This window comes from Dyadobacter crusticola DSM 16708, assembly GCF_000701505.1.
Lineage (GTDB): Bacteria > Bacteroidota > Bacteroidia > Cytophagales > Spirosomataceae > Dyadobacter > Dyadobacter crusticola.
Map to the genome: position 1 here is coordinate 1 of NZ_JNJB01000005.1, position 23,894 is coordinate 23,894.

General features: G+C 46.4%; 23 protein-coding genes and 1 tRNA gene. 11 read left to right on the top strand and 13 right to left on the bottom strand.

Annotated features, from left to right (window positions below; translation table 11 throughout):
* Both Q369_RS0106085 and Q369_RS29825 read right to left on the bottom strand, forming a co-directional pair.
* A partial coding sequence (locus tag Q369_RS0106085) for a transposase (RefSeq protein ID WP_031526922.1) occupies nt 1-251 on the bottom strand: 251 nt, incomplete at its 3' end.
* Between the two features lie 105 nt (nt 252-356).
* Nucleotides 357-458 (bottom strand): helix-turn-helix transcriptional regulator, encoded by a 102-nt coding sequence (locus Q369_RS29825; protein ID WP_084165657.1) that lies wholly within the window; start codon nt 456-458, stop codon nt 357-359.
* A gap of 264 nt (nt 459-722) precedes the next feature.
* Here Q369_RS29825 and Q369_RS0106090 point away from each other — a divergent pair, with 264 nt between their 5' ends.
* Nucleotides 723-944, top strand: a complete 222-nt coding sequence (locus Q369_RS0106090) for a hypothetical protein (protein WP_031526923.1) — start codon at nt 723-725, stop codon at nt 942-944.
* A 205-nt stretch (nt 945-1,149) separates the two neighbouring features.
* On the opposite strand, the gene Q369_RS28235 is transcribed toward Q369_RS0106090, so the two are convergent.
* The 5 genes from Q369_RS28235 to Q369_RS0106130 all read right to left on the bottom strand — a co-directional run bounded on the left by Q369_RS28235 (nt 1,150) and on the right by Q369_RS0106130 (nt 9,513).
* Nucleotides 1,150-4,530 carry an ExeM/NucH family extracellular endonuclease gene (locus Q369_RS28235; RefSeq protein WP_051663941.1) on the bottom strand — a complete coding sequence of 1,127 codons (3,381 nt, stop codon included), beginning with the start codon at nt 4,528-4,530 and terminating at the stop codon, nt 1,150-1,152.
* A 43-nt stretch (nt 4,531-4,573) separates the two neighbouring features.
* On the bottom strand, nt 4,574-6,322 hold the full coding sequence (locus tag Q369_RS0106100) for an alkaline phosphatase D family protein (protein ID WP_031526925.1): 1,749 nt from the start codon (nt 6,320-6,322) through the stop codon (nt 4,574-4,576).
* Nucleotides 6,323-6,719: 397 nt separating this feature from the next.
* Nucleotides 6,720-6,962, bottom strand: coding sequence for a T9SS type A sorting domain-containing protein (locus tag Q369_RS29830; protein WP_084165658.1), 243 nt, complete (start codon nt 6,960-6,962; stop codon nt 6,720-6,722).
* Nucleotides 6,963-8,653: 1,691 nt separating this feature from the next.
* On the bottom strand, nt 8,654-8,995 hold the full coding sequence (locus Q369_RS29455) for a site-specific integrase (RefSeq protein ID WP_229206751.1): 342 nt from the start codon (nt 8,993-8,995) through the stop codon (nt 8,654-8,656).
* Nucleotides 8,996-9,440: 445 nt separating this feature from the next.
* A tRNA-Lys gene (locus tag Q369_RS0106130) sits at nt 9,441-9,513 on the bottom strand.
* A gap of 292 nt (nt 9,514-9,805) precedes the next feature.
* Here Q369_RS0106130 and Q369_RS0106140 point away from each other — a divergent pair.
* On the top strand, nt 9,806-10,420 hold the full coding sequence (locus Q369_RS0106140) for an SH3 domain-containing protein (protein WP_229206752.1): 615 nt from the start codon (nt 9,806-9,808) through the stop codon (nt 10,418-10,420).
* Nucleotides 10,421-10,495: 75 nt separating this feature from the next.
* Nucleotides 10,496-10,960: a CHRD domain-containing protein gene (locus tag Q369_RS0106145; RefSeq protein WP_031526932.1), complete on the top strand. Its 465-nt coding sequence runs from the start codon at nt 10,496-10,498 to the stop codon at nt 10,958-10,960.
* 67 nt (nt 10,961-11,027) lie between these two features.
* On the opposite strand, the gene Q369_RS0106150 is transcribed toward Q369_RS0106145, so the two are convergent.
* The 4 genes from Q369_RS0106150 to Q369_RS0106165 all read right to left on the bottom strand — a co-directional run bounded on the left by Q369_RS0106150 (nt 11,028) and on the right by Q369_RS0106165 (nt 13,810).
* Complete coding sequence (locus tag Q369_RS0106150) at nt 11,028-12,263, bottom strand: DEAD/DEAH box helicase (RefSeq protein WP_031526933.1); 1,236 nt, start codon at nt 12,261-12,263, stop codon at nt 11,028-11,030.
* 78 nt (nt 12,264-12,341) lie between these two features.
* Nucleotides 12,342-12,641 (bottom strand): chaperone modulator CbpM, encoded by a 300-nt coding sequence (locus Q369_RS0106155; RefSeq protein WP_031526934.1) that lies wholly within the window; start codon nt 12,639-12,641, stop codon nt 12,342-12,344.
* A 12-nt stretch (nt 12,642-12,653) separates the two neighbouring features.
* A complete protein-coding gene (locus Q369_RS0106160) occupies nt 12,654-13,535 on the bottom strand; it encodes a DnaJ C-terminal domain-containing protein (RefSeq protein ID WP_031526935.1) in 882 nt (293 codons plus the stop codon).
* A gap of 47 nt (nt 13,536-13,582) precedes the next feature.
* Nucleotides 13,583-13,810, bottom strand: a complete 228-nt coding sequence (locus tag Q369_RS0106165) for a VF530 family protein (RefSeq protein WP_031526936.1) — start codon at nt 13,808-13,810, stop codon at nt 13,583-13,585.
* 83 nt (nt 13,811-13,893) lie between these two features.
* Here Q369_RS0106165 and Q369_RS0106170 point away from each other — a divergent pair, with 83 nt between their 5' ends.
* Nucleotides 13,894-14,877 carry a Gfo/Idh/MocA family protein gene (locus Q369_RS0106170; RefSeq protein WP_031526937.1) on the top strand — a complete coding sequence of 328 codons (984 nt, stop codon included), beginning with the start codon at nt 13,894-13,896 and terminating at the stop codon, nt 14,875-14,877.
* A gap of 224 nt (nt 14,878-15,101) precedes the next feature.
* Here Q369_RS0106170 and Q369_RS0106180 read toward each other — a convergent pair whose 3' ends face one another.
* Nucleotides 15,102-15,416 (bottom strand): hypothetical protein, encoded by a 315-nt coding sequence (locus Q369_RS0106180; protein ID WP_229206753.1) that lies wholly within the window; start codon nt 15,414-15,416, stop codon nt 15,102-15,104.
* A gap of 3 nt (nt 15,417-15,419) precedes the next feature.
* Here Q369_RS0106180 and Q369_RS0106185 point away from each other — a divergent pair, with 3 nt between their 5' ends.
* From Q369_RS0106185 to Q369_RS0106215, 6 genes are all read left to right on the top strand, one after another.
* The gene (locus tag Q369_RS0106185; RefSeq protein ID WP_229206754.1) at nt 15,420-16,352 is read left to right on the top strand and encodes a methylated-DNA--[protein]-cysteine S-methyltransferase; all 933 of its coding nucleotides are present in this window, start codon (nt 15,420-15,422) and stop codon (nt 16,350-16,352) included.
* 157 nt (nt 16,353-16,509) lie between these two features.
* Nucleotides 16,510-17,115, top strand: coding sequence for an outer membrane beta-barrel protein (locus Q369_RS0106190; RefSeq protein WP_031526940.1), 606 nt, complete (start codon nt 16,510-16,512; stop codon nt 17,113-17,115).
* Between the two features lie 94 nt (nt 17,116-17,209).
* Entirely contained in the window at nt 17,210-18,112 is a 903-nt protein-coding gene (locus tag Q369_RS28240; protein WP_157488072.1) for a hypothetical protein, read from the top strand.
* Nucleotides 18,102-19,088, top strand: coding sequence for a tRNA (adenosine(37)-N6)-dimethylallyltransferase MiaA (miaA, locus tag Q369_RS0106205; protein WP_051663943.1), 987 nt, complete (start codon nt 18,102-18,104; stop codon nt 19,086-19,088). Before Q369_RS28240 ends, miaA begins: the two co-directional genes overlap by 11 nt.
* Nucleotides 19,085-19,537 carry a hypothetical protein gene (locus Q369_RS0106210; protein WP_031526943.1) on the top strand — a complete coding sequence of 151 codons (453 nt, stop codon included), beginning with the start codon at nt 19,085-19,087 and terminating at the stop codon, nt 19,535-19,537. The genes miaA and Q369_RS0106210 overlap by 4 nt, the downstream gene beginning before the upstream one ends.
* Before the next feature lie 315 nt (nt 19,538-19,852).
* Nucleotides 19,853-21,133 carry a citrate synthase gene (locus Q369_RS0106215; protein WP_031526944.1) on the top strand — a complete coding sequence of 427 codons (1,281 nt, stop codon included), beginning with the start codon at nt 19,853-19,855 and terminating at the stop codon, nt 21,131-21,133.
* 101 nt (nt 21,134-21,234) lie between these two features.
* Here Q369_RS0106215 and pdxH read toward each other — a convergent pair whose 3' ends face one another.
* A complete protein-coding gene (gene pdxH, locus Q369_RS0106220; RefSeq protein WP_031526945.1) occupies nt 21,235-21,876 on the bottom strand; it encodes a pyridoxamine 5'-phosphate oxidase in 642 nt (213 codons plus the stop codon).
* Nucleotides 21,877-21,980: 104 nt separating this feature from the next.
* Between pdxH and Q369_RS0106225 the strand changes: the two genes are divergently transcribed.
* Complete coding sequence (locus Q369_RS0106225) at nt 21,981-23,885, top strand: DUF349 domain-containing protein (RefSeq protein WP_031526946.1); 1,905 nt, start codon at nt 21,981-21,983, stop codon at nt 23,883-23,885.
* Nucleotides 23,886-23,894 lie beyond the last annotated feature (9 nt).

Consider the following 23,894-nt stretch of genomic DNA (forward strand, 5'->3'; position numbering starts at 1 on the left):
ACCTGAAGTTCTCCGATCTTGGAATACAATTCTTTCTCCTTTGTATTTTCAGTGTCATTCCCAGCCGTCGGTACCTCTTTGCTGAACACGAGCTCCGCCTTTTCCAGAAACTCCCGCTTCCAGGCCGCTATCTGCGTTGGATGAATCTCATACTTGGAGGCTAGTTCCTGGACGGTCTGAACCTCTTTGATAGCTTCAATGGCCACTTTGGCTTTGAAGCTTGCGCTGAATTTTCTGCGTTCCTTTTTCATAGTCAACTACTAAAATAGAAATTTAAGTAGCTGTCCAGATTTTTGGGAGTATTATAGTATATAGACATGTAATATCGGACTCACCCAAACCGAACCCCAATCAACTCAACCCCTCGTCTCAATCGTAAAATTGCTATTCCCTTTCACCCAGGAATTTACAGTCTGGGGAGTTACCTGCAATTTTTCCGCTAAATCCTTTTGGCTCATTCCAAGTTTTCGCAATTAGGCGAGGATATTAATCGCGATAATCCTTGATTTTTCAAGGGCTTTGGGATTTTCGGCTTTGCGGCTGCGCTTGAAAAAAATACAATCCAGCAGCTTCCCTCTTCCAAGTCGGGAGCTGAATGATCAATTTTGCACCTTCAAGTATTTTCTATTAACCACTTCAATTTTTACCAATTGTTATTGCCTGCTATAAGTTTGCTGCTCTGCACATTTTTGCAACATGATCCACCTGCAACCAAGCGAAGTGTGATTCGATATGATAAGCTGCCCGTGTCCAGGAGCGGCGATACCTTGCGTTTTTCGTCGGATGATCTTCAAGTGTCTTTCATTGATGTCAAAGAGAAAGGAATTAAAGTATTGTCTAAGGCTAAGTCAGGTGCTATTCAGCATTTTAGTGAGCCGACCGTTGGCATTGAAAGTTGCTCCGATACTGCATACGCTGCGGATCTAAATCATTACGGCGCCTAAGAATAAGCCGCTGTCTAACCTTACAGAAGCAGATCGGCGCAAGCTAATGTCGAAACAGCCGCGGGATATGATTCAATTCTTAAAATACGAGGATAAAACCCAAATAAAAATCTGCTGCATAAGCAGTATTGTACTTAGGTTCCATTAAAAGCTGTGCGGTTCGTTATTCCCGCACAGCTTTTTGACAATATCCAAGACACACCTGCTATTTCACAACCAATTTAACTTGCTGCTTACCAAGCCCAGCTGTCATAAATTCAACATAATATAGCCCGGCAGTCAATGGGCCTTTTGTTTGCAACAAAAACTCATGCATATGCTCACCTTTGGTTACAACGATATTTACTTGCTGGCTAGTGATTCCAAACATCCGCAATGATTGAATATCAGCATTAGGCGCTAATAGTGTAAAAACCCCATGGTTTGGGTTTGGATAAATTACATTTTGCAGATTCTCAGAATCAGCTTTCACTGCAATAATTCGCGATAATTCGAAAGTGCCTTGAAAATCGTGTTGTTTAAGCTGATAGTAATAAGTTTTTCCCGGCTGTACATGGACATCACGAAAAGCATAATCATTACGCTGGTTTGTAGTCGCATTACCTGATACAAAACCGATCTTCTCGAACTGCATTCCATCCATGCTCTTCAAAACCTCGAATCCTCTATTATCTTCTTCGCCCGCCGTTTTCCAGCTCAACTCAATACCTTGCTTTGAAGCCGTTCCTTCAAATGAAATGTAGCTTACCGGCAAAGCTTTGTCCAGTGCCAGACCGATCAGGACAGGGTCGTGGTCGGAGGACCGGAACTGGTCAGCGCTATACAGACTGCTCACCTGAGCCGGCGATTTAAACTCCGTATTGTAATCCATTACATTAGGCTCGTCCGCATTGATGTGCCATTTGGCTGCGCCGGTTACCTGCCTGCTCAATGAGCCGCTCGCCAATGCATGGTCGAGCGAACCGACCTGTCCATCAAAAACATAAGAATAGGACGTTTCAGGAAGCAGGTTTTGGTAACCTGCCGCCGCCAGGATGGTAAGCGGATCTTCCTTGGCGTATGCATTTAAGTCACCCAAAATCAAATAGTCCGGATCCTCACTGCCCGTAGGTTTCAATGCTAGCCAGGCAGCCAGATTGATTGCTTGTCTGCTGCGGGTACCATTTGAAAAGCCTTGTCCGTCTCCGGCATCTCCATCCCCCGCGCCACCTGAGCTTGATCCTTTGGATTTGAAGTGATTTACTACGACAGTAAATTCTTCTCCATTTGAATTTTGCGTAAAAGTCTGAGCCAGGGGCCGACGGCCTACAAGGTCAAATGCGGCGCTGGTGGTTAATGTAGCAGCATTGCCTGACGGTGTTACCTGGCTGGTTTTGTAAATGATCCCGACTGTGATCGCATCTGTTGAGATTGGAGCGCCTGCGCTGGCAGGGTCTATAAATGCGTAATCGCCTGTACCTTCCGCGTCTGCATTCAGGCCGCTTACCAGGTCTTCCAGCGCGCTGGTTGGCGTAGCTCCATTGTGCTGAATTTCCATTAACCCGATCAGATCTGCGCCAGACCGGATCAGTGCTTTGATGATTTTGGTTTTTTGACGTTGAAATTCCTCTGCCGTGTTAGCGCCGCGATATGCGTCGCCGCTCACGTCGAGATTCACAAAATAGTTGAGCACGTTCGCACTGCCGACTTTAAGCGATGGTGATCCCGAAACAGCGCCTCCAGTGAGCGCGGGCGGCGTATCGGAACGTGGATTAACGGGTTGAAAATTGACACCTGTCGCTGTTTGGATGCGGTAACCTTCCAGGCGCTCGTCCAGAATTCCGACGATGCTCGCCACCTGATCGCCTCCGCGCAAGGTGTTGGACGCACTGAGCGGGTTTCCGCCGCGACCGAAAATGATCGGATCCGGGTTCTGGCGCGTGCTGCCATCATCGAGTAAGATTTGCCTTTTAGCTATTTGGGCCAGATAAGCACTGTATCCGGCTGCGTCAGGTGCATTAAACTGCGTAAACTGGTCGAGCCGCGCATCGGTTCCCGGCTGGTTACCATCCCCTTCAACCGAAAGTAAAACCTGTCCGTAACGCCCCAGCTCGAAAAACTCAGTGACAGTAAGATTTCCAGTGGTGGCACTCAGCTCCGTCAACATTCCTTCGTACTGTTCCAGATTTGCCACATCTGCTACCGGCAATTTTACTGCAACAGGCGTCGGCATTGCAGCCGGGCCAAGATTTGTAAAGCTGGTCAACGTTTTGATCTCGGTCAATCGCGTGGTAACGCCGCTGGTGGTGCCTACGAAATCCACGACGGTACCTGTCAGATTTACCTTATCTCCCTGGTTCGGCGTAACCACTCCAACAGGATCAGCCGCAACATTATACACGAAAATACCTTCTGATGTAGTCGGGTCTGAGTCGGCGTCAGCATCTTCTTCCTGCACATAAAAACCATTTAAGCCATTTGAACCAATAAAAGTACGCGTCACCACGCCTTCAATTGTGTATTCACCCGTAAGCGCAGCTAACTGCCCGCTTCCCTGAATCGCATGGATTTTCGTCGCTGTGCCAGGAGGCGCAATGGTCGTGAAAGTCCAGGCAATAGCATCGGTTATGCCTGAAAAATCATTGCCAGCCGCATCACTGAACGCACCGGCCGGCAAGGTGACAGCGTAAAGCTTGCTGTTCAGCAAAGTAACACCCGAGATGGTGATAACCGCACCATTCACAGTCACATCAGCCGATTGAATGTCAACTGACTGCGTAGTATTATCAGTTGTATTGGTGATTGTAAATGCCCCCGCTTTTTTCACCACATTCTCCGACAACGTCAGCACCAAATTGCTGGTTAACTGAACGTTGGTTGCATTCTCTTGCGGAGAAAGGGAGCTGATTACCGGCGCGGTCACATCCGGCCCCGATACAGTTTCATCGATTGATACATCGTCCAAAGCAATGCGGTCGCGGCTACCTGTCAGTCCGACGGACGATTCCCAGTAAATCCATCTCAATTGCACCAGGTTCTGGTTTTCCAAAGCCGCAGGAAGCATTATAGAGAACGACGCTGCATGCCCGGCTACATTGCCTGCTGATGAGTAAACTTCTGCCGCCGTACCCAGGTCTGAGAAGTCGCCGGAGTCGCCGATTCGGTATTGCAAAGCAAGGCTGTTGTCCCGACTTGCTTGCTGCTGTATCGTGCGCGCCGTCCATTCGACCAGGATGTTCGTTTTTCCAATGGTATTAATCGAAATCACAACAGCACCGGCCGCATTGGAGCCGGAAGCGAGCATTGCAATCCCGTTTTCTCCATTAGTTCCTGCATTGAGCCAGCCGCCGGACGTACTGTTGGTCAGATAAGGCAGGTCGCCACTTGCCGGGCTAGTCGTCCTGCTGGTTGGAATAGCTGCGCTGGTTGTTCCAAAACGGTGGACAGCAACGCCCGCAGGGAGTGTGCCACCTGCTATTTCCGTGTAAGAAAATGGCAGGCTTTGTGCCGGCGGCGAGGTTTGTGCGAATGCGCCAGGCGCCAGGACAAGGATCCAGGCTGAGCGCAAAAACAAACTGATATGCTTCCGTGATAGATTATACTTCATAGTAATGGAATTTATAAGTTGATGTAAGTTTCAGCGAGGCAGGTTATGCCATGATGGTTTCGGAATGGCCGATCGTAGTTGCTATCGTGGGCGAAGTAATGCTAGCTACATAGCGCCATTCACTTACAACCTTACTTGTACTGAACTTAGCCATTACATATCCCCGGCGCGACGCATCCAGGTATTGCAGGTCATCGACGAGCAAGGCCAGTGCCTGCTCAAAACCGCCAAGGGAAGCCGGGTCCGCGCCAAGATATTCTTCAAAACCAGGCGAAGTAACCGACGGAGCAGCCAGTTCCCAGCCTGCCCGGGACTTATCATTTGCATTCAAATGAGAATACCACCCATTGTGCGAATCGCCTGCAAGTGCGATCAGCTTTTTGCCTTTTGCCATTGCATACACCATTTCGCGCTCCACGGGATAACCGTCCCAGGCATCGAGGTTATAAGGAAGTACCGTCTGGATACGGCCTTTTTCCTGTGGCGTCAGTGTAGGATCGCCAGCCCGCAGCCGCGCTTTCAATTGAGTGAGTTCTATCAAAGTTGTCTGAAACATTTTGAATGTTGCCGGGCTGGCAGAACCCGTTGCATCCACTTCTCCCACGATCTGAACAATTGCGAGCAGCAGTTCAGCGGGTACGTACATTTTCCCCATCAAAACCTGTTGTCCCAAAACCTGCCAAGTCCCTTTCCCTGACCCAATGGCCGATCCCAGCCAGTTAAGCTGCTCTTTTCCCAAAATAGTCCGGTTTGGATTAAGCCAATCTTGCTGAAATGCCGCCGCGTCCAATCCGGTTTGCGTCAAATAATCGGAATACGAAAGCTGCTCGTCGCGCCCGATAATGCGGGTATCGAGCATGTGCAGATCCATGATATTCCCGAACGTAAAGCTCCTGTAGATCTTTTCGTCGACAAGTGTTCTAACACCGATATATTCGTGATAGGCTTTAATTGCGCGCTGTTTTCTTTCCAGAAAGCTGCCTTCATTCTGGTTGTGGTTTTGTGCGCCGTCTTTGAATGCATCGTTCGCAACTTCATGGTCATCCCAGACGCATATAAATGGTTTTTTCTGGTGGGCCAGTTGCAGCTGCGGATCGCTCCGGTATTGTTTAAAACGCGTGCGGTAATCGTCCAGCGATAGGATTTCATTCGCCGGTTTGTGAAGACGACCCAATGCAATGGTGTCCGGATTGGAACCATACTGCCCTGAGCCATATTCATAAATATAATCCCCCAAATGCAAAACCACATCTGCCTCCGAAGCGGCAATTGCACCATATACATTGAAAAGTCCCGCCGGATAATTCGAACAAGAACAAACCGCCAGCTTCACTTCCTCCGTCTCCCCGGCCTTCGCCAGCGTTTTCGTCTCCCCTGTTGGTGAGATTACATTGGTATTTGTAATGCTAAAACGATAGTAGTATTTGGTATTAGACTTCAAGCCGCTGATGTCGACGCTCACTGTAAAGTCATCATTAACGGACGCGTCAAGCATTTCAGTTTTGACAATCTGCGCAAAGCCCGCGTCTGTGGCAAGATCATAAGTCAGTGTTACTTTCGGAGAAGACGTGTTTGCGGGAGACACCCTTGTCCAGAGAATGATCCCGCTATCAGTAGGATCGAAACTGGCCACATTATAATCAAAGCTGCCATTCTGATTCGGGTCATTCGGGTCTGGTATGTTGTGATCTGTGCAGCTGCCCACCAGAACGGTTGATAAAATAACACCTCCTGCTCCCAGCATGGAGCGCTCCAAAAATTTCCTGCGGTTAATCGTAGTGTTGCCTTTCATACAGTTATGGATCATTTGAGATTAATCCATAAAGCTACCGCACGCCTGTTTCCAGGATGTCACCAGAAGTTTAACTTGCTATTAAGATATTAGTATAGACGTACCGCCGCAGGATCCAACTTATGTCCTGATAGCTATGTCAAAGAAAGAGACCGAATCGGTGTTCGTCAATTGTTACAGCTTGTTTTGATGCCCATCCGTAGCCAGAATGTGGGCTGCGGCTTACTGGGGATTGGTTCACAGAACGCAGGTAATCACAAATCCCGACACAGGAGAAGGGAATTAATATTTCAAACCGTAATCACGGACTACTATCAAAACATTCCCTTCTCACTCCTGGTCAAAGGTTTGTCCGGTTGCAAGCCACCAAACAAAAGGACCAGCAATCTTTTTTTCATCACGACCTGGTAATGACAAGTTTTGTTTCCTGAAAACTACCGTCTGAAAGAACCATTTTGACCATGTGTAATCCGGGCGACAAGTGGCTGATATCAAGTCCTTGTGCAGTGACACGTTTACTTTCAAGTAATCTCGCGCCTGCGGCATTGAACACTTCGATATGGTTTACCTGCTGATAATTACCAATTGAAAGTCTTTCGCTTGCCGGATTAGGACAGGTTACCGAAGCTTTGATCTGGATTGAATCAAAATGATATACTTATCTTCGAAAACAGTGAAAAAGGACGTTTATAAACGAAAAAAGCGCCCTTTGGAGGCGCTTTGGTGATCCCGCTGGGATCATACTTTTTGAGGTAACAAATTGTTCATCAACTGTTTATGCCCTGTCAAATCCTCTACTCACCTTGTCACTCACCAAATTGTGGTGAGTGGCTTGCAATTAACTCAAAGATAGAAATTTTATTAATTTCTTATTACGCTAAAAATAGACCAATTCCGGCGCAACTCTCCTTAGAATAGTGCTTTTGACCCTACAATTGAGTCTTTAGCCTGAATTCCGATTGGTTCGCATAAATTTCGATGAATTCTTTTGCCTTCTCTATTGTCTCCGGGTATTTGACATAACCTTTGATTTTCAAGGGGTCAACGTTCGCAAATATATGTTCATAAGCGAATCCATTCTTATACAAATATTCAGCCACTTTCCATTTATTAATGCGGGCACGTCTCGGAGGGCGAAACCTGTGGGTCAACATTACGGCCGCTTCCTTGCAGTCGGGACATTTTTGTGACTGGTTCTGTCGAACGGTAGCATCGGAGTTCAGATTAAATGCTTTTCTACATCTGAAACAGACAAGCTTATGTCCCATGTTTTATTTCTGTCTAATTGAATGTTGGACCATGCTAATATACTCGAAATGCTGCAAATCTTTATGTAGCTGTTGGTTGTTTGGCTTGATGGGCGTTAAGAGAAAGTGACTTATCAAATTATGGCTAGCTAAAAATATTACAAAAATCTCCCGCCAGCGACTTCGGAGCGTTTGGGCGGGCCTGATTAGATTGTGACACAATCTGACATCTGGCCGATTGCGGGTAAGAGACAATCGACACTTTTGAAGCATAATATTTACTTGTGAAGAGAAAGAGGAATAGTCCTAGTGTCGTTCCTATATTGGACGAGCCCGGTAAAATTCCTTAGTTTTGTAAGTAACGTCTAATGGACTTTTTTGAAACAATATTAGCGGTATGGGACATAAACATGTCTGCCTGCCTGTCAAAAGGCTGTGAATTTAAATGCTGATTATACCATAGCGGAAAAGCAATCACGAAAATGTCCAGGATGTGGAGGAACAATGGCGCTATATCCGCACCGGTTTAGACCGCCGAGGAAAAACGCTAATAAAAAAATGGGCTGTGATCCGTTATTTATATCAGAACGGCCTTAACTATCATCATATCACTGAACCTGGCAGACACGGATATTCTGAGTATCCAGAAACGATGAAAGAAGCAATTGAGTTTGTGAAGAGATTAGAGTCTAGTCAATAAGGTATCTAAGTAGTACGTATCCTGCCTAATCAATGGACTCCAAGACTCTTTTCATAAAAAGCACTACTTATTTTCGGCTTGTCACCTGGCAAAAGCAGGATGGTGAGGAGTGGTGCTATATAGGCACTGAAAGAGACTTTAATCTAGTGAGAGCTTCTAAATTGCTATCCACGTTAAAAGGAGAGCAGATATACTTTGTAACTGATCGGCATGTTTCAGAGCTTGTCGATAAGAAAGATCTGCTAGACTCTTTGAAAGACAGAGTGTTAGCTGGCAACTTTATACTATGGGATCTCGCATTCGAATCGATTGTCGAATTCCACCGGATCGGAGTGGCTAGACAAGGCTTTCGACCCTAAGTGCAAGGTAAAACTTTCCGATTTTTCACCTTCTTTCTCGCGATCCCCTCTCACAAACAGGAGGGGTCGTGAGAGAGAAGGTGCAGCGCCAACCTTCCGTGCCAGATCTTTTTGAAAGCCGTCCTTTCAATGCCTGCATATCTTTACTAACCTTTGTATCCAGGATCTTCGCATAGATCTGCGTCGTTCGAATGTTAGTATGCCCAAGCATTTTGGAAACACTCTCAATCGGAACACCATTTTGCAGAGTAATGGTCGTCGCAAACGTATGCCTGGCTACGTGTGAAGTAAGTACCTTATCGATGCCACAGATAACAGCAATCTCTTTCAAATAATCATTCATCTTCTGATTACTCGGTACAGGCAACAGCAGTCCGCGCGATTAGCAAAGCGGATGGTCTTTATATCTGTCAATAATTTCAAGTGCTTCCGGCAGCAGCGGAATATGTGATTTGACATTCGCTTTCGTCCGCTGGCTGAAAATGCACTGCTCACCACCGATTCCTCGTGCTATTTGGCTTGTTTTGAGCTTCTGGATATCAGAGTAGGCCTGGCCGGTGAAACAACAAAGAGAAAAGTGTCGCGAACCAGGTAGTCTTGCAGGCCTAATCAGCACAAGATGTTTACGCCGTAAACAGGTCGTAATGCAACGAGTGCAGCGATTCTGGTGAGTAAAATTTGCAGATTCTTGAACTCACCGAATTACTCGCCAAAAATTTGTTGAAAATTGAAAAATTTGGCATAACCAGAAAAGAAAAAGCCTGCAATCTGTTGATTTGCAGGCTTTTGATGCTTTTTGTTACTTCTTCAAGTGATCCCGCTGGGATTCGAACCCAGGACCCATACATTAAAAGTGTATTGCTCTACCAGCTGAGCTACGGAATCGATTTATGGTTTTTTGTTAGCGCTGAACCATACTTTAAAAGTGTCGGTCCGGCGATCCGGTTGCTCTACCAGCTGAGCTACGGAATCTTGTATTTTCTTGTGATTTGCAACCTTGGATTAACCGGTGCCTTTTCCGTAATTGCGATGCAAAAGTAGAATTCTTCGAAGTATAATGCAAGCCCCGTTAAAGAAATACCTGTTGCTCCAATTCATAATATCTGTTGTTTTTAGTTCTCAGCCGGCGATTTGTGCGAATCTAAAGGAGCTAAAAACTGCTGATTCTCTGTTTGCTATGGGCAGGTACCCCGAGTCACTGGTACTTTATCGAAAAAATTTCAATTCCGACGAAAAAAATAATCAAAGCCTGCTCTTAAAGCTCGCTTTCCTTGCTGAAAAGACCAATAACTATACCGATTGCCTCTATTACCTCAGCAAACTTGCCCTCGCCAATCCTTCCCGCCGCTTGTTTGAAAAAATGGATAAGCTGGCCAAAGAGCAAAACCTGGCCGGGTATGAGTTCGATGATTATAACTACTTCATCATCTTCTACCGGAGATACGGCGACTATGTGCCGCTTTTTCTGCTGACACTGGGCATCTACATCGTCGTGATTATGATTACCAAAACCCGCAGGCGGGAACCTATTCTACAAATCCATAAAATTTCTATTATAGTTTACCTGCTCGTTTTGCTCGGAATCCTGAACATTCCTTCGCTTTACCAAACCTGCATTGTCATCAATGAAAATACGTTTCTCAGGGATGAACCTTCTTCTGCTGCCCCTGTGATAGAGCGCGTTGGGAAAGGGCACAAGCTCACAATCCTGGGTTCGGTGGATCATTGGAACCGCGTGATATGGAACAACCGGATTGTTTACATCAGAAAAACCGATCTTTGGAATATCTGACCGGCAAATGGTATCATTTTTGCTGCGTATTAGTTTGTATGTATATTTAAGGGTTTAAATTTTAAATTAAATTGTATGAAAAAGCCAATGAAACGTTTTTTACTATTGATCGCAGGGGTTTTAATGTTGGGTTTTGTGTCTTCCTGCAAAGAGGAAGGTCCTCACAAGGATGACATCGTAAAATTCTCGGCTGTCATAAATAGTACGCCGACTGTTCCGAAAGCTACTTCCTCTGCACAAGGAACCGGGGTTTTCGAATACAACAAAACCACGAGAGACCTTAAATACAACATCACGTACCAAAATATCACCCCAACATCTGTTAACATCCACATGGCGAACCCGGCTTACGAAGCTGGACCAATGGTGTTTGCACTTGCACAAAACCCTACCGGAAATCAGGTTCAGGGTAGTGTGAAGCTGAACATCGAACAACAAACTGCATTGGTGGTAGGATTGATGTACGTGAACATTCCAACTGCTGAAAACATTTACGGAGAAATCCGTGGCCAGATCCTGGCAGATAAATTCGAAGAGTAATATCTTACTGCTATTCAAAATCAAAGGCCGGCGCTCAATGCACCGGCCTTTTCTATGTCCATTTCGCTTACTTCTTCTTCTTCTTTTTCTTGAAGCCGTGAAAGTCCTCGACCTCCTTCATTAAAGCTTTCAGGTCATTGTCCTGATCAGAAGTAAAGTCGAGCGTGGCTGAATAATCTTCGGTACTGATCTTTAAAACGTCAATCGGCTTGTCCAGATATTCCTGGATCTGATCTAAGATCGGCTTTTCTTCGGGGCTGCAAAAGGAAACTGCAAGCCCCTTTTGCGTACCGCGGCCAGTTCGCCCTACCCTGTGCACATAATTTTCGGGCTGCTCCGGTAAATCGTAGTTAATCACATAGTCAACATTCGGAATGTCAATCCCACGCGCACTCACGTCCGTGGCTATCATCACTTTGGTGTCGCCGGATTTAAACTGATTCATTGCTTTCAATCGATCAGCCTGCTCCTTATCGCCGTGGATAGTTATACTTTTGATTTCCATTCTTTCCAATGCGGCATGTACCCTTTCTGCGCGCACTTTCGTCCGCACAAACACCAGTATCTTGCTATCGATGTTGTTCTTAATGGTTCTTTCGAGAAAAAACCTTTTATCATCCATATCAACAAAAGCTACGGAATGGCTGATATTTCTCGCTACCGGGTTATTCGGGGAGATCTGGATCCGGATTGCATTGCGAACCAGTGAATAAGCCAGTTTTTTGATGGTTTCATTGATAGTAGCCGAAAAGAAAAGCGTCTGGCGCTTCTTTGGCAGCAACTTGATCAAATCCTGAATGTCTTTGATAAAACCCAGGTCCAGCATGTGGTCGGCTTCATCCAGGATCAGGAACTCTACTTTATTCAACTTAATATGACCCTGACTCGCCAGGTCAAACATTCTGCCCGGTGTGGATACCAAGATATCAATCCCCTTTTCCAGCTGCGCAATCTGCGGCCCCTGCTCTACCCCGCCAAACACGCTGAAAACCTTCACTTTCGTGTACTTTGCGATTTTGGTAAAAACCTCCGTAATCTGAATGGCAAGCTCACGCGTTGGTACCATTACCACGCATTTGATACCTTCCGAACGCACGGAGGATTTTTGACGAGCCAGCAGATCAATGACAGGAATCGCGAAGGCAGCCGTTTTTCCGGTACCTGTCTGCGCAATCGCCAGTACATCTTCGCCTTTCAAAATAGCCGGAATGGCCTTGAACTGAATGTCGGTCGGACGCTTGAAACCGGCATCTTCCAGGTTTTGCTTGATCTCGGGCGAGATATGGTAATCTTCAAATTTCATAGACAAGAATAAAAGCGGGGCACAATGCGCCCCGCGATGCAAATACATTCAAAAGTAGCTTAAAAGAAATGATTATCGTTAAAGGTCCTGCTCGTAGAAGCGAAGCCTGTTTTTAAGCGAAAGAATTTCCCTGTGCATTAAATCAACCCTAGCAAGGAGGTTATCGACCGCCTCGATCCCGGCCACATTGATATCCAGATCGCGGTGAAGGCGGATCAAACGTTCGATGCGCTGCAAATGCGGAATGTGTAAAAACCGGCTGCTGTTTATCTCGACAAGTTCGATCAGGTCACTGTTCCGCAGCGATTCGACAAATGCATACTCCACTTCATAATAGGTACAGAAAGTGTCAACAGCTATCAATTGATCGTTTTCCATAACATTTTGGATTTAGGATTTAGATAGTTCCAAAAACAACTCGCGCTGGCGCTCGGTCAGGTTGGTGGGGACTTTCACATCAAAAGTCACATACAGATCTCCGAACTCACCTTCCTTTTTGTAAACGGGGAAACCTTTTCCTTTTAACCTTACCACGCTCCCATTCTGCGTCTCCGGCTTAATGGGCAGCTTCACTTTTCCGCTTAAAGTTTCAAGGATCAGCTCTCCGCCCAGCACTGCCGTATACAAGTCTAGGTCAGCTTTGATATGCAGGTCTTTCCCGGCGCGCCGGATCTTCTCGTCATTCAAAATCTGGAACGTGATATACAAATCTCCTGCCGGGCCGCCATTGCTGCCAGGGCCACCGTGACCTGCTATTTTAATCGTTTGCCCATTCTCTATCCCTGCCGGAATGGTGATCCTGATGTTCTTACCGTTCACAGTCAACGTGCGCTTATGCGTTTCATACGCCTGCTGTAAAGTCAGGGTAACTTCGGCCTGATAATCCTGGCCGCGGAACCTTGCCTGGCGGCCGCCTCCAAACCCGCTTCCCGAACCGAACATAGATTCGAAGAAGTCCGAGAAGTTATCTCCGCCGCCTCCGTACCATTGCTCCTGCTGTGCGCCTCGCGCTGACCTTGACTGGCGGGCGCGTTCAAACTCGTCGCTATGCTGCCAGTTTTCACCATACTGATCGTACTTCTTGCGTTTCTCAGGATCGCTGAGCACTTCGTTTGCCTCGTTCAGCTGCTGAAACTTCTTCTCAGCCTCTTTGTCATTCGGGTTGAGATCGGGATGGTATTTTCGTGCAAGCTTACGGTAAGCATCCTTAATCGCTTTGTCGTCGGCATTCTTGTCGACTCCCAAAATCTGATAATAATCTATAAATGGCATAACCAATGCACTTAGGTGTTTAAATGGAAGTATGTGTAAGCCGGACGTTATCTTCTTTCCAGCATTTCAATGTACAAATCTTCTACTTTCTTTCTCGCCCACGGTGTTTTCCTCAAAAACTTCAGACTTGATTTCACGCTCGGTTCGTGATTGAAGCTGTTGATATTAATGCGATAGCCCATTTGTTCCCATCCATAATAGTCCACCAGCTCATTCAGAATTACTTCAAGCGTTTTTCCGTGCAGCGGGTTATTTGGTTGACTTTGCGTCTCCATGATTATTGAAACAGTTTTAAAAAGTAGATTTAGCCTCCAGAATAATTATTAAGCGAATAGTTTAGTTCAAATCTTTTCTTCTGATGGATCAAGTCAACTGGGGAATCATCGGCTGCGGCAACGTGACCGAGGTAAAAAGCGGCCCTGCTTTCAACAAAGTACCAAATTCGAAGCTCGTAGCTGTTATGCGCAGGAATGCCGAGCTCGCTGCCGACTACGCTCACAGGCACAACGTACCGAAATGGTATGCCGATGCGGATAAACTGATCAACGATCCCGAAGTGAATGCCATTTACATTGCTACCCCGCCCGACGCCCACGAAGCTTTGGCAATGAAAGCAATGCAGGCAGGAAAGCCCGTTTACATTGAGAAGCCAATGGGCCGGAATGCAGCGGAATGCGAGCGGATCAATGCAGAAAGTGAACGAACCGGCGTTCCGGTCTACGTAGCTTACTACCGCCGGGCACTGGATTACTTCCTCAAAGTAAAAGAAATGATTGACCAGAAAGCGATCGGAGAAATCAGGTATATCGACATCTGCCTGCAATGGCAGCCTTACGAAGAGGAGACCGGCGCAAATGCGAAACCGCGCTGGCGGGTAGATCCGGCTGTTTCAGGCGGCGGCCATTTCCACGATCTGGCTTCCCACCAGTTTGATTTCCTCGAATTCGCATTAGGCCCGATCAAGTCAGCCAGTGGCATCGCCCGCAACCAGGCCAGTTTATATGCTGCTGACGACATTGTTGTAGCCAACTTTGAATTCGAATCCGGCATTCTCGGCAAAGGAAGCTGGTGTTACACCGTCGACAAGGCGCAGCGCGAGGACAAAGCACAGATTATCGGCTCGAAGGGACGGATTACCTTTTCATTCTTTGAAAAATTTGACATCATCATTGAAACCGGCGAGCAAATCGAGAAGCTGAATATCCCTTACCCGCAACACGTGCAGCAGCCACTCATAGAACTGATCGTTCGCGACTTGCGCGGAGAGGGCAAGAGCCCAAGTACCGGAGAAACGGGTGCGCGCGCCAACAAGATCATGGACTGGATCACACAGCAGCAATAAATTCGATTTTGGCAGATACAAAATCTGATCTTAATTCTGTTATTTGTAAACTCTAACTCAATTCAAAAGTCATGGCAAAAGGAAAAAATCTGGATAAAGGCAGCGCAAAAAAGGAGCCTGAAAAGTCACTGAAAGAGAAACGTGCAGAGAAACAGGCGAAAAAAGCCAGCAAGAAAGACTACTGATCCAATAACGAAAGAGCTCCACGACGGAGCTCTTTTACTTTAATATACTTCCCGATTGTTCTTGTATTTTGCGAGCCTTTTTCTGGACCGGATGATCTTCGAATTGATTTTGTTCTTTTCATCAGGAGACATATATCCGTCGGCATTCGATTTCTCGATGGTCATTTGTATGATACCCTGCTCCTCTTTTAGTTTGCGGTACTCGTTTTCAGTTAACTTTTTGCTTTTGTAATCGCTTTCAATCTGTGCATTCAGTTTTTTCAGTTCTGATTTAAAGTCCTGTGAAAAAGCATTGAAAGAACAAATTAATGCAAGTAGCAGCGTGATCTTGAAGCATTTAGTCGGAAGCATCATTGAATGGATTTGGTTGAGGAAATGAGCAAGTTTCAGGTTGAACAGGCTAAAAATACGCACGAGATTTGTATATCAAAATCATTCATCCAAATGGACCAGCAAACTTATCATTACGATAAAATAGCAAAAGCGATTGAATTCATCGTCGCCAATGCAAAGGAACAACCCTCGCTTTTCGACGTAGCCGAGGAAGTAAGCATCAGCCAGTTTCACTTTCAAAGGATCTTTTCCGAATGGGCCGGCGTAAGCCCCAAAAAGTTTTTACAATACATCACAGCGGGTTACCTGAAAGAAAAAATCCGGGAAACTGCCAACCTGTCCGAGCTGGCCGAAGCGGCCGGATTATCCAGCCAGAGCCGTGTTTATGACCATTTTACATCCATTGAAGCCGTAACCCCGCAGGAATTCCGGACCTCAGGGAGAGGGCTTGATATTAGTTACGGCATTCACGAAACGCCATTTGGTACCTGCTTCATCGCCGTTACGGAGCGCGGGATTTGCGCGATGGCATTTACAGATGCCGACGACAAGGAAGACCAGCTGATTCGCCTGGCGAAAAAGTGGCATTATGCCAACATCCACGCCGACCAGCAAATTACCGCAGAATACATTCAGCGAATTTTCCAGCCGGGCCAAAAATCGCCTGATAAACTGCCGCTGCTTGTTCAGGGGACTAACTTCCAGCTGAAAGTGTGGGAAGCGCTGCTGACCATACCGAAAGGAGCCGTGACCACTTACCAGCATATCGCACAAAGTATCGGAAATCCCAATGCGGTACGCGCGGTGGGAACGGCAGTCGGCGACAACCCGATCGCCTACCTGATACCTTGTCATCGGGTAATCAGGAAAGAAGGTGTATTGGGTGAATACCGCTGGGGAAGCCTGCGCAAAAAAGCATTGATCGGCTGGGAGGCCGCACGGCAGTTTGAGGAATAATTTGCACAATTTACTTACATGTAAATAGCACAATAGGATGTGATAGAAAGTGTAAACAGCTGGCTAATAACCACAAAATACAGTAAACAATTCAACTATTTCATGATGGACTGATATTGGATGCATAGTAGTTATCAACCAATTCACATGATCAGACATGAAAAAGACACTAACTCGTTCCCTGGCTTTTGTGGCATTTATGGTCGCGGTAAGCACAGCAAGCTACGCACAGTTCTCACTTGGACTACAAGGTGGTATCGCCAAATCCGATGTGGAGGATTCTAAAACCGTTGCAGGTGGTGGTGTAAACTTACGCGTTTTCACTTCTCCGAAATTTGCATTCGGTGTGGCAGGTAAGATTTACGCAGATGGAAGCGACTACACCATCGCAGGACAGACACTTAGCAGCACAGGTACATTAATGCCGGTAACCGGTACGCTGGACTATTTCTTCGCAGAGGGGGTAATCAGACCGTATATCGGTGGCGACGCAGGTGTTTACTTTTCGAAATACGATGCGAAATTCAATGGAAATACGATTATAGAATCTTCCAAGCACAGCAACTTCGGCGCAGCGCCGCGGGCTGGTTTGGTGTTCGCATTCGGCAACCTGGGCATACAGGTAGAGGGTATTTACCATTTTGTCTTTGGTAACAAAAACCTGCGCTCCACAACCGGAAGTGCCAACAACATTGACTTTGAGTCGACCTCACAATTTGGTGGGGTGAATGTGGGTATTATCTTCGGTTTGGGAGGAAAGTAACAGCACCTGTACACATTCAGAAAACGCGCTCAACGGCGCGTTTTTTTGTTGTTGTCGGTTATCAAACCTAAATTGCCCGGAAAAACACCTCCGCTTGAAACCTGCATTTCCATTCCATGAACAGCTTTCTCAATGGTTTTTGTCGATGGGTTTTCAATGCAGCCGGCAAACTCCCCTGGCGGGATATTTCAATGTACTCCATGTCCACGGCGAGCAGCGCATTTTACTTACTCTCGTACTTGTCGACTTTGATACCTGGGCAAATACGAGTGCGCCAACCCATTGGTCAGAATGCATTCAGTTTGTTGAAAGCGAGCGCGCGGCCGGCAGGAACTGCATATTAATCTGGGAGGATTTTTGGGTTAAAAAACGGGAGATCGTTCAATCGCGCCTGCTAGCTTTACTAGGCAGAGCACACCGGATACCGGCTCGGCTTACGGTGGCCAAACGGATCGATAAGGCAGCTGCCGATGCATTCCTGGAACAAAACCACCTGAATGGCGCGGTGATGGCGAAGTATAAATATGGGCTGTTTCTTCCTGCCCGCTATTTCAGGGTTTTGAGCAGTGCATTAATCCCGCCCGCTTCCAATGAACTGCTGGTAGCTGTGGCTACATTCAGCTTTCCACGGATTTTCAACAAGGATACGCAGCCGCTCCGTTCACACGAGCTGATCCGTTTTGCCAGTTTAGTGGACACCAATGTAGTTGGCGGGCTCGACAAATTGCTGCAGGCTTTTATACGAGACAAAATGCCGGGAGATATCATGACTTATGCGGATCTGGAATGGTCTGCGGGCAAGAGTTATGAGAAACTCGGCTTTGAAGAAATCATCAGAACCGCGCCGGAGGATATTTATCTTGATCCCATAAACATGGAGCGCAGCAATCAGAATGCATTTGAGGCTCCACACCTGCTTAATATCCGGAATATGGGCAGTATAAAATTTGTAAAAACTATTACTCCCACCTCAACCCGGCCTATCGATGAACATTGAAGCGCCTTTCCCGGTGATACTCGGCCCAACTGCCTCAGGAAAAACGCGCCTGGCGGTTAGGGTAGCACATGAGCTCGGAGGTGAGATCATCAGCGCCGACTCGCGGCAGGTGTACCGGAACATGGATATCGGGACCGGCAAAGATCTTGACGAATACGAATCTGGCGGAAAGAAAATCCCCTACCATTTAATCGACATCGTGGAAGCAGGAATGCAGTATAATGTCAATGATTTCCAGCAGGATTTCAGCAGCGCTTTTAAGCAGATAGTAGACGCTCGGCGCGTTCCGGTCGTCTGCGGCGGCACAGGTTTTTACATTTACGCACTCCTGAAAGGTCACGCCTACTCGGCAATTCCGGTGAATGAAGCGTTGAGGGAAGTGCTGGAAAACAGTTCAGCGGAAGATCTGCTTACAAAATTCAACACCTATCAAACAAGCTACCAGGAGCTGGCCGACACTTCGACCCGCAAGCGACTGATTCGTGCAATTGAGATATCAGAGTTCTTAACTAAAAACCCGCAGAAGCATGTAACCTTCGAGAGAAATGCGCTCTCGGACAATGCAATCATCTTTGGATTAAACCCGCCGGTGGAAGTACGCAGGCAACGCATTACTGCCCGCCTTCACGAGCGGCTTAACAATGGGTTGATTGACGAAGTGGCAGAGTTACTAAAAACCCTCTCCCCTTCCCAGCTTATTTATTATGGTTTGGAGTACAAGTACGTAACTCAATACCTCACCGGCGGACTCAGCTTAGAGGAAATGAAGACGAAACTGGAAACCGAAATCCACCGTTTTGCCAAACGCCAGATGACTTTTTTCAGGAAAATGGAAAAGGATGGTCTGGTTATTTCATGGCTCCCGGACGATTGGGATGAAAGTGAAAAAACCAAGTTCATCACCAGCCGCTACCTGGAATTTAAATTATCAAAAAGTAAGATTAAACCACATCAAGCTACGTCCAATCTACAATGAACAAAAAAGTGAGCAGCCTGCTGTTGCTGCTGGTTTTAAGCATTACCGACGCCTACCTGCTGGCACATCCTAATCTGATCGGGAGGATAGGCGTTTTTGTATATAAACACACCTATATACGCAACTTTCCCCGCGCCCTGCTGACGGTACTGCTCGTAGTTGGTATTTCGCTGATTTTGTGTGAGCTGGCCTATCGCTTCTTAAATAGGAGAAATGCATTGTTGCTATACGCCGCGCTGGGAGCAGTCGGCGTTGCCTGGTTCATTTACATTTACAGCACATTCTCGACGTTTTCGTACCGGCTTACAGGCAAGGCGTTTATCTACGGAGCCCACTTGCTGCCCATTATTTTGGTCGGACTTTTCAGCAGGTACCTTCTAAAAAGTTGGCTGTCAAAGCCGCAGCAGGAAGTGAAGCCAGGTGCAGGCGACCAGCCGGAAATAAGGTAAGTTTAAGTGAATGCAGGCTAACCGAAAGTGGCTTTAAAAGGCAGCCATATATTATTGGTACTATTCCATTCTATTATAAAATATTATTGCTCAGCACTTGAAATTTCACAAATTAAACATGGATATTAATAGAAAATACGCGGTTTTTTAAGATATTGCGGCTTGTCCCGGGAACGTAAACAAGCGGTTCCGGAGCACTTAACACAAAATTAATTTGAAGGATAAGTAAATCAGTATCAAGCAAAATCTTTGGAATAAATTGACCTGATTTGGACCTATCTCGTCATTAACCTTTTTAATTTTATTCTTAATTATATGTCCCAAATAGCTGAATTGACCCTTGACGGTAAGAAGTATGAGTTTCCGGTAATTGAAGGAAGTGAGCAGGAAAAGGCGATAGATATTGCGAAACTACGTGACCAGACAGGGTATATTACTATTGACGCCGGCTACAAAAATACCGGTGCTACAAAAAGTGCCATTACATTTTTGGATGGTGAAGAAGGTATACTGAATTACAGAGGATATTCGATTGAGGATCTGGCTGAAAAGGCTTCGTTCCTGGAAGTAGCTTACCTGCTTATCTATGGTGAACTTCCTACTGAAAAACAATTCGCGGACTTTGAACATGAGATCAGAACGCATACACTCGTAAATGAGGATATGCGTAAAATTTTTGAAGGCTTTCCGGTGAATGCACACCCGATGGGCGTACTTTCTTCATTGGTCAGCGCAATGAGCTCCTTCTACCCCGACGCGGAACAGAGCGGCGAGGAAGTAACCCAGCTGCACATCATCCGCCTGCTTTCCAAGTTGCCCACAATTGCAACCTGGTCATACAAAAAATCACAGGGACATCCGGTTAACTACCCGCAGAATGACCTTGATTATTGCTCTAACTTCCTGAATATGATGTTTTCGCTCCCTGTGGCGAAATACAATGTAGATCCGGTTGTTTCAGCTGCATTAAATAAACTATTGATCCTCCACGCAGACCACGAGCAAAACTGCTCAACGTCAACAGTGAGGTTGGTGGGATCCTCTCATGCAAACATTTACTCTTCCATTTCCGCGGGTATCAGCGCATTGTGGGGCCCGCTCCACGGAGGTGCCAACCAGGAAGTGATCGAGATGCTGGAAGCCATTAAAAACGACGGTGGCGATACGCAGAAATACATCGATATGGCCAAAGACAAAACCAGCGGCTTCCGTTTGTTTGGCTTCGGTCACCGCGTTTACAAAAACTTCGACCCGCGCGCGCGCATCATCAAGAAGGCCGCAGACGACGTTTTAAGCAAATTAGGTATTAATGATCCCGTTTTGGAAATCGCTCAAAAGCTTGAAAAAGCGGCATTGGAAGATGAATACTTCGTACAACGCAAGCTTTATCCAAACGTCGATTTCTACTCCGGAATTATTTACCGCGCATTGGGCATCCCAACCAATATGTTCACGGTAATGTTCGCAATCGGCCGTCTACCAGGCTGGATCGCACAATGGAAAGAAATGCGCACCAACAAAGAACCGATCGGCCGCCCACGTCAGGTGTATGTAGGCGCGCCAAAGAGAGATTTTGTTCCGATGAGTGAGAGGTAAATAATTTTGAATGAATGAATGAATGAATGATTGAATGTTCATTAGAATATATTCAATCATTCAGTCATTCAATCATTTAGTCATTCACTCATTCAAAATTGTCAAGGCGAAAGCCTCTCTATCTTCCAGATTCCACTTTCCTCCTTCGTAAATGCCAGCCTGTCGTGCAATCTGCTTGGCCTTCCTTGCCAGAACTCTATAAAATCAGGCACAACGCGGTAGCCGCCCCAGTGCGGCGGGCGTGGTACTTCTGTTCCTTCGAACCTAGCTTCGGTCTCTCTGGTCTTTTCTTCCAAAAACTCCCTGTCGGGAATGATGTCACTTTGATGCGAAACCCAGGCGCCGATCTGGCTGCCTCTTGGCCTGACAGAAAAGTATTCGTTTGATTCTGCCTCGCTGGTTTTAGCAGCCCTGCCTTCTACCCTCACCTGACGTTCAAGCTCCTTCCAGAAAAAAGTGAGCGCCACGTGGCTGTTCTCCTGAATTTGCCGCCCCTTCTTGCTTTCATAATTGGTAAAAAAAGAAAAGCCGGCTTCGTCCAGGTCTTTGAGGAGCACGACGCGAGCAGAGGGACGACCTTCTGAGACAGTACTCAGGAGCATTGCATTCGCTTCCGAAACGCCCGCCTTCAAAGCTTCATCAAACCATAACCTGAACTGTTTCAGCGGGTCAGGGTTCAGATCGTGTTCACGCAGACCCTGCAAATGATAATCGTGACGGATTTTGGCAATATTATGATCCATTTGGCACTAATATGTGATGTTGGGAGCTCAAAATTAGCCATTTCAAGGGAAAGATTATTAGATTTGTAATCCGGAGAAGACGTACTTACGAAACAAGAATCACGATGGCACAAGAACAACAAGAAGGGGTCAGGAGCGACGAGCAGGAGGACCTGGAACCAAAAACGATTGACACCCTTGAAATTGATCTTAACAATGAGTTAACCGAAGAGCATGAGGAGGCAGCGCCGGATGTTGATTATACCCAACTATCGAAAGAACAGTTGGTTAGCTTGTTAGAGAACGAACTGGAAGCTATCCGGGCTGAGGGTGCTAAGCCTGCACAGCTAAAAAAGGCCGAAGCGGTTGCGAAAGAGATACGCCCGGTTCTTGATCAAATAAAATTTAAGGAAAGAGAAACCGCTTTGCAGGCATATATCGCTGACAATGGAAGCGAAGAAGGTTTCGAATACAAGTACGACGCCGAAACACAGAAAATTGATTCTCTGAGCCGGGAGATCAAGGGTTTGAAGAACTCGTATTACCAGTCTCAGGAGAAAGAAAAAGAAAAGAATTTCAATGTAAAAACTGCCTTGCTGCAGCGCTTGCGCCTGTTACTCGACGAAGAAGGCGGCCGCGAAACAGACGCGACTGGATTGAAATCAAGCTGGGAGGAATTCAAGAAGATTCAGGAGGAATGGAAAGCAGCAGGTAACATCGCTTCTCCGCACAACGGGACACTCTGGGCGACCTACAATGCCTTGATTGACAGGTATTTTAGCAACAGAAATATATATTTTGAATTAAAAGAACTAGACAGGCGCCGCAATGCAGACCTGAAAGCGGAACTTTGTGAGAAGGTAGAAGAGTTGGGCAAATCATTGGAAAACCGGCCAATGACCAAGGAGATCCTGAACGAGGCAAACCACATTTTCGAAGAGTACAAGCACCTTGGCCCTGCCCCGAAAGATGAGCAGGAGAAGTTGTGGCAGCGTTTTAAAGAAGCACTGGATGTACTTTACAATGCGCAAAGAGGACAGTTTGCTGAGCAGAAGAAGTTGATGCACGAAAATTATGAGCAGAAACAGGCCATCTATGAAGCGATCGTCCCATTCACCACGTACAATTCAGGTAGTATTAAAGAATGGAATGCGAAGACCAAAGAGATCATGGCTTACCAGGATCAATGGGTTGCATTGAAAGGAATAATGCCGCGGGAAGAAGGTAAAGAGCTTAGCAAGAAGTTCTGGGCTGCATTGAAAACCTTTTTCAATAACAAAGGTGAGTTTTTCCGTCAGCTGGAATCGAAAAGAGAGCAGAATCTGGAACAGAAAACCCAGCTCTGCGAAGAAGCCGAAGCACTGCTTGCAACCGGAGAAGACAATCCGGCGACTACTCAGAAAGTGATCGAGCTGCAAAAGAGATGGAAGGCGATCGGTCAGGTTCCAGAAAAGTATAAGGATACCATTTACGACCGCTTTAAAAAAGCATGCGATGCCTACTTCGACCAGAAACGCGCAAAGAATAAGGTTGTTGAAGAAGAATTCGAAGGTAACCTTTCACGCAAAATTGAGTTGATCGAGCGCATTGAAGCAGCTGCGAAAAACAAGGACGAATCGTCGCTGAACCTGCTGAATGCATTCAAGAGCGAGTGGGCCTCCATTGGTTTTGTACCCAAAAAGGACATGCAAGGTATTCAGAAGCGCTACATCGCAGCGATCAATACTTATGTAGGAGCAATTGGTCAGCTATCCAGTAAAGAGAAAGAGCAGGCTGTGCTTGAAAGCGAAGTAGAGTTGGCAAGAGACGGCGAGAGCAGCCGGACGCTTTACCGTAAAGAAAGCGATATCCGCCGCAAGATCACCCAGCTTGAAAATGACATCGCGCTTTGGCAGAATAACATCGAGTTCTTCGCAAAGTCGAAAACTTCCGACCGCCTGAAAGCGGATTTTGAAAGAAAGATCAATGCGGCGCTGAGCCAGCTGGATGAGTTGAAACATCAACTTACTATTATTCAGGAAGCTATCTAAAAGCAGCAA

Bases quoted from the DNA above. Each gene is read 5' to 3' on its own strand.
- Q369_RS29825 (WP_084165657.1), bottom strand. From the start codon at position 458: ATGAGCCAAAAGGATTTAGCGGAAAAATTGCAGGTAACTCCCCAGACT.
- Q369_RS28235 (WP_051663941.1), bottom strand. From the start codon at position 4,530: ATGAAGTATAATCTATCACGGAAGCATATCAGTTTGTTTTTGCGCTCA.
- Q369_RS0106100 (WP_031526925.1), bottom strand. From the start codon at position 6,322: ATGAAAGGCAACACTACGATTAACCGCAGGAAATTTTTGGAGCGCTCC.
- Q369_RS0106140 (WP_229206752.1), top strand. From the start codon at position 9,806: ATGGGCAGGTACCCCGAGTCACTGGTACTTTATCGAAAAAATTTCAAT.
- Q369_RS0106145 (WP_031526932.1), top strand. From the start codon at position 10,496: ATGAAAAAGCCAATGAAACGTTTTTTACTATTGATCGCAGGGGTTTTA.
- Q369_RS0106150 (WP_031526933.1), bottom strand. From the start codon at position 12,263: ATGAAATTTGAAGATTACCATATCTCGCCCGAGATCAAGCAAAACCTG.
- Q369_RS0106155 (WP_031526934.1), bottom strand. From the start codon at position 12,641: ATGGAAAACGATCAATTGATAGCTGTTGACACTTTCTGTACCTATTAT.
- Q369_RS0106160 (WP_031526935.1), bottom strand. From the start codon at position 13,535: ATGCCATTTATAGATTATTATCAGATTTTGGGAGTCGACAAGAATGCC.
- Q369_RS0106165 (WP_031526936.1), bottom strand. From the start codon at position 13,810: ATGGAGACGCAAAGTCAACCAAATAACCCGCTGCACGGAAAAACGCTT.
- Q369_RS0106170 (WP_031526937.1), top strand. From the start codon at position 13,894: ATGGATCAAGTCAACTGGGGAATCATCGGCTGCGGCAACGTGACCGAG.
- Q369_RS0106180 (WP_229206753.1), bottom strand. From the start codon at position 15,416: ATGATGCTTCCGACTAAATGCTTCAAGATCACGCTGCTACTTGCATTA.
- Q369_RS0106185 (WP_229206754.1), top strand. From the start codon at position 15,420: ATGGATTTGGTTGAGGAAATGAGCAAGTTTCAGGTTGAACAGGCTAAA.
- Q369_RS0106190 (WP_031526940.1), top strand. From the start codon at position 16,510: ATGAAAAAGACACTAACTCGTTCCCTGGCTTTTGTGGCATTTATGGTC.
- miaA (WP_051663943.1), top strand. From the start codon at position 18,102: ATGAACATTGAAGCGCCTTTCCCGGTGATACTCGGCCCAACTGCCTCA.
- Q369_RS0106210 (WP_031526943.1), top strand. From the start codon at position 19,085: ATGAACAAAAAAGTGAGCAGCCTGCTGTTGCTGCTGGTTTTAAGCATT.
- Q369_RS0106215 (WP_031526944.1), top strand. From the start codon at position 19,853: ATGTCCCAAATAGCTGAATTGACCCTTGACGGTAAGAAGTATGAGTTT.
- pdxH (WP_031526945.1), bottom strand. From the start codon at position 21,876: ATGGATCATAATATTGCCAAAATCCGTCACGATTATCATTTGCAGGGT.
- Q369_RS0106225 (WP_031526946.1), top strand. From the start codon at position 21,981: ATGGCACAAGAACAACAAGAAGGGGTCAGGAGCGACGAGCAGGAGGAC.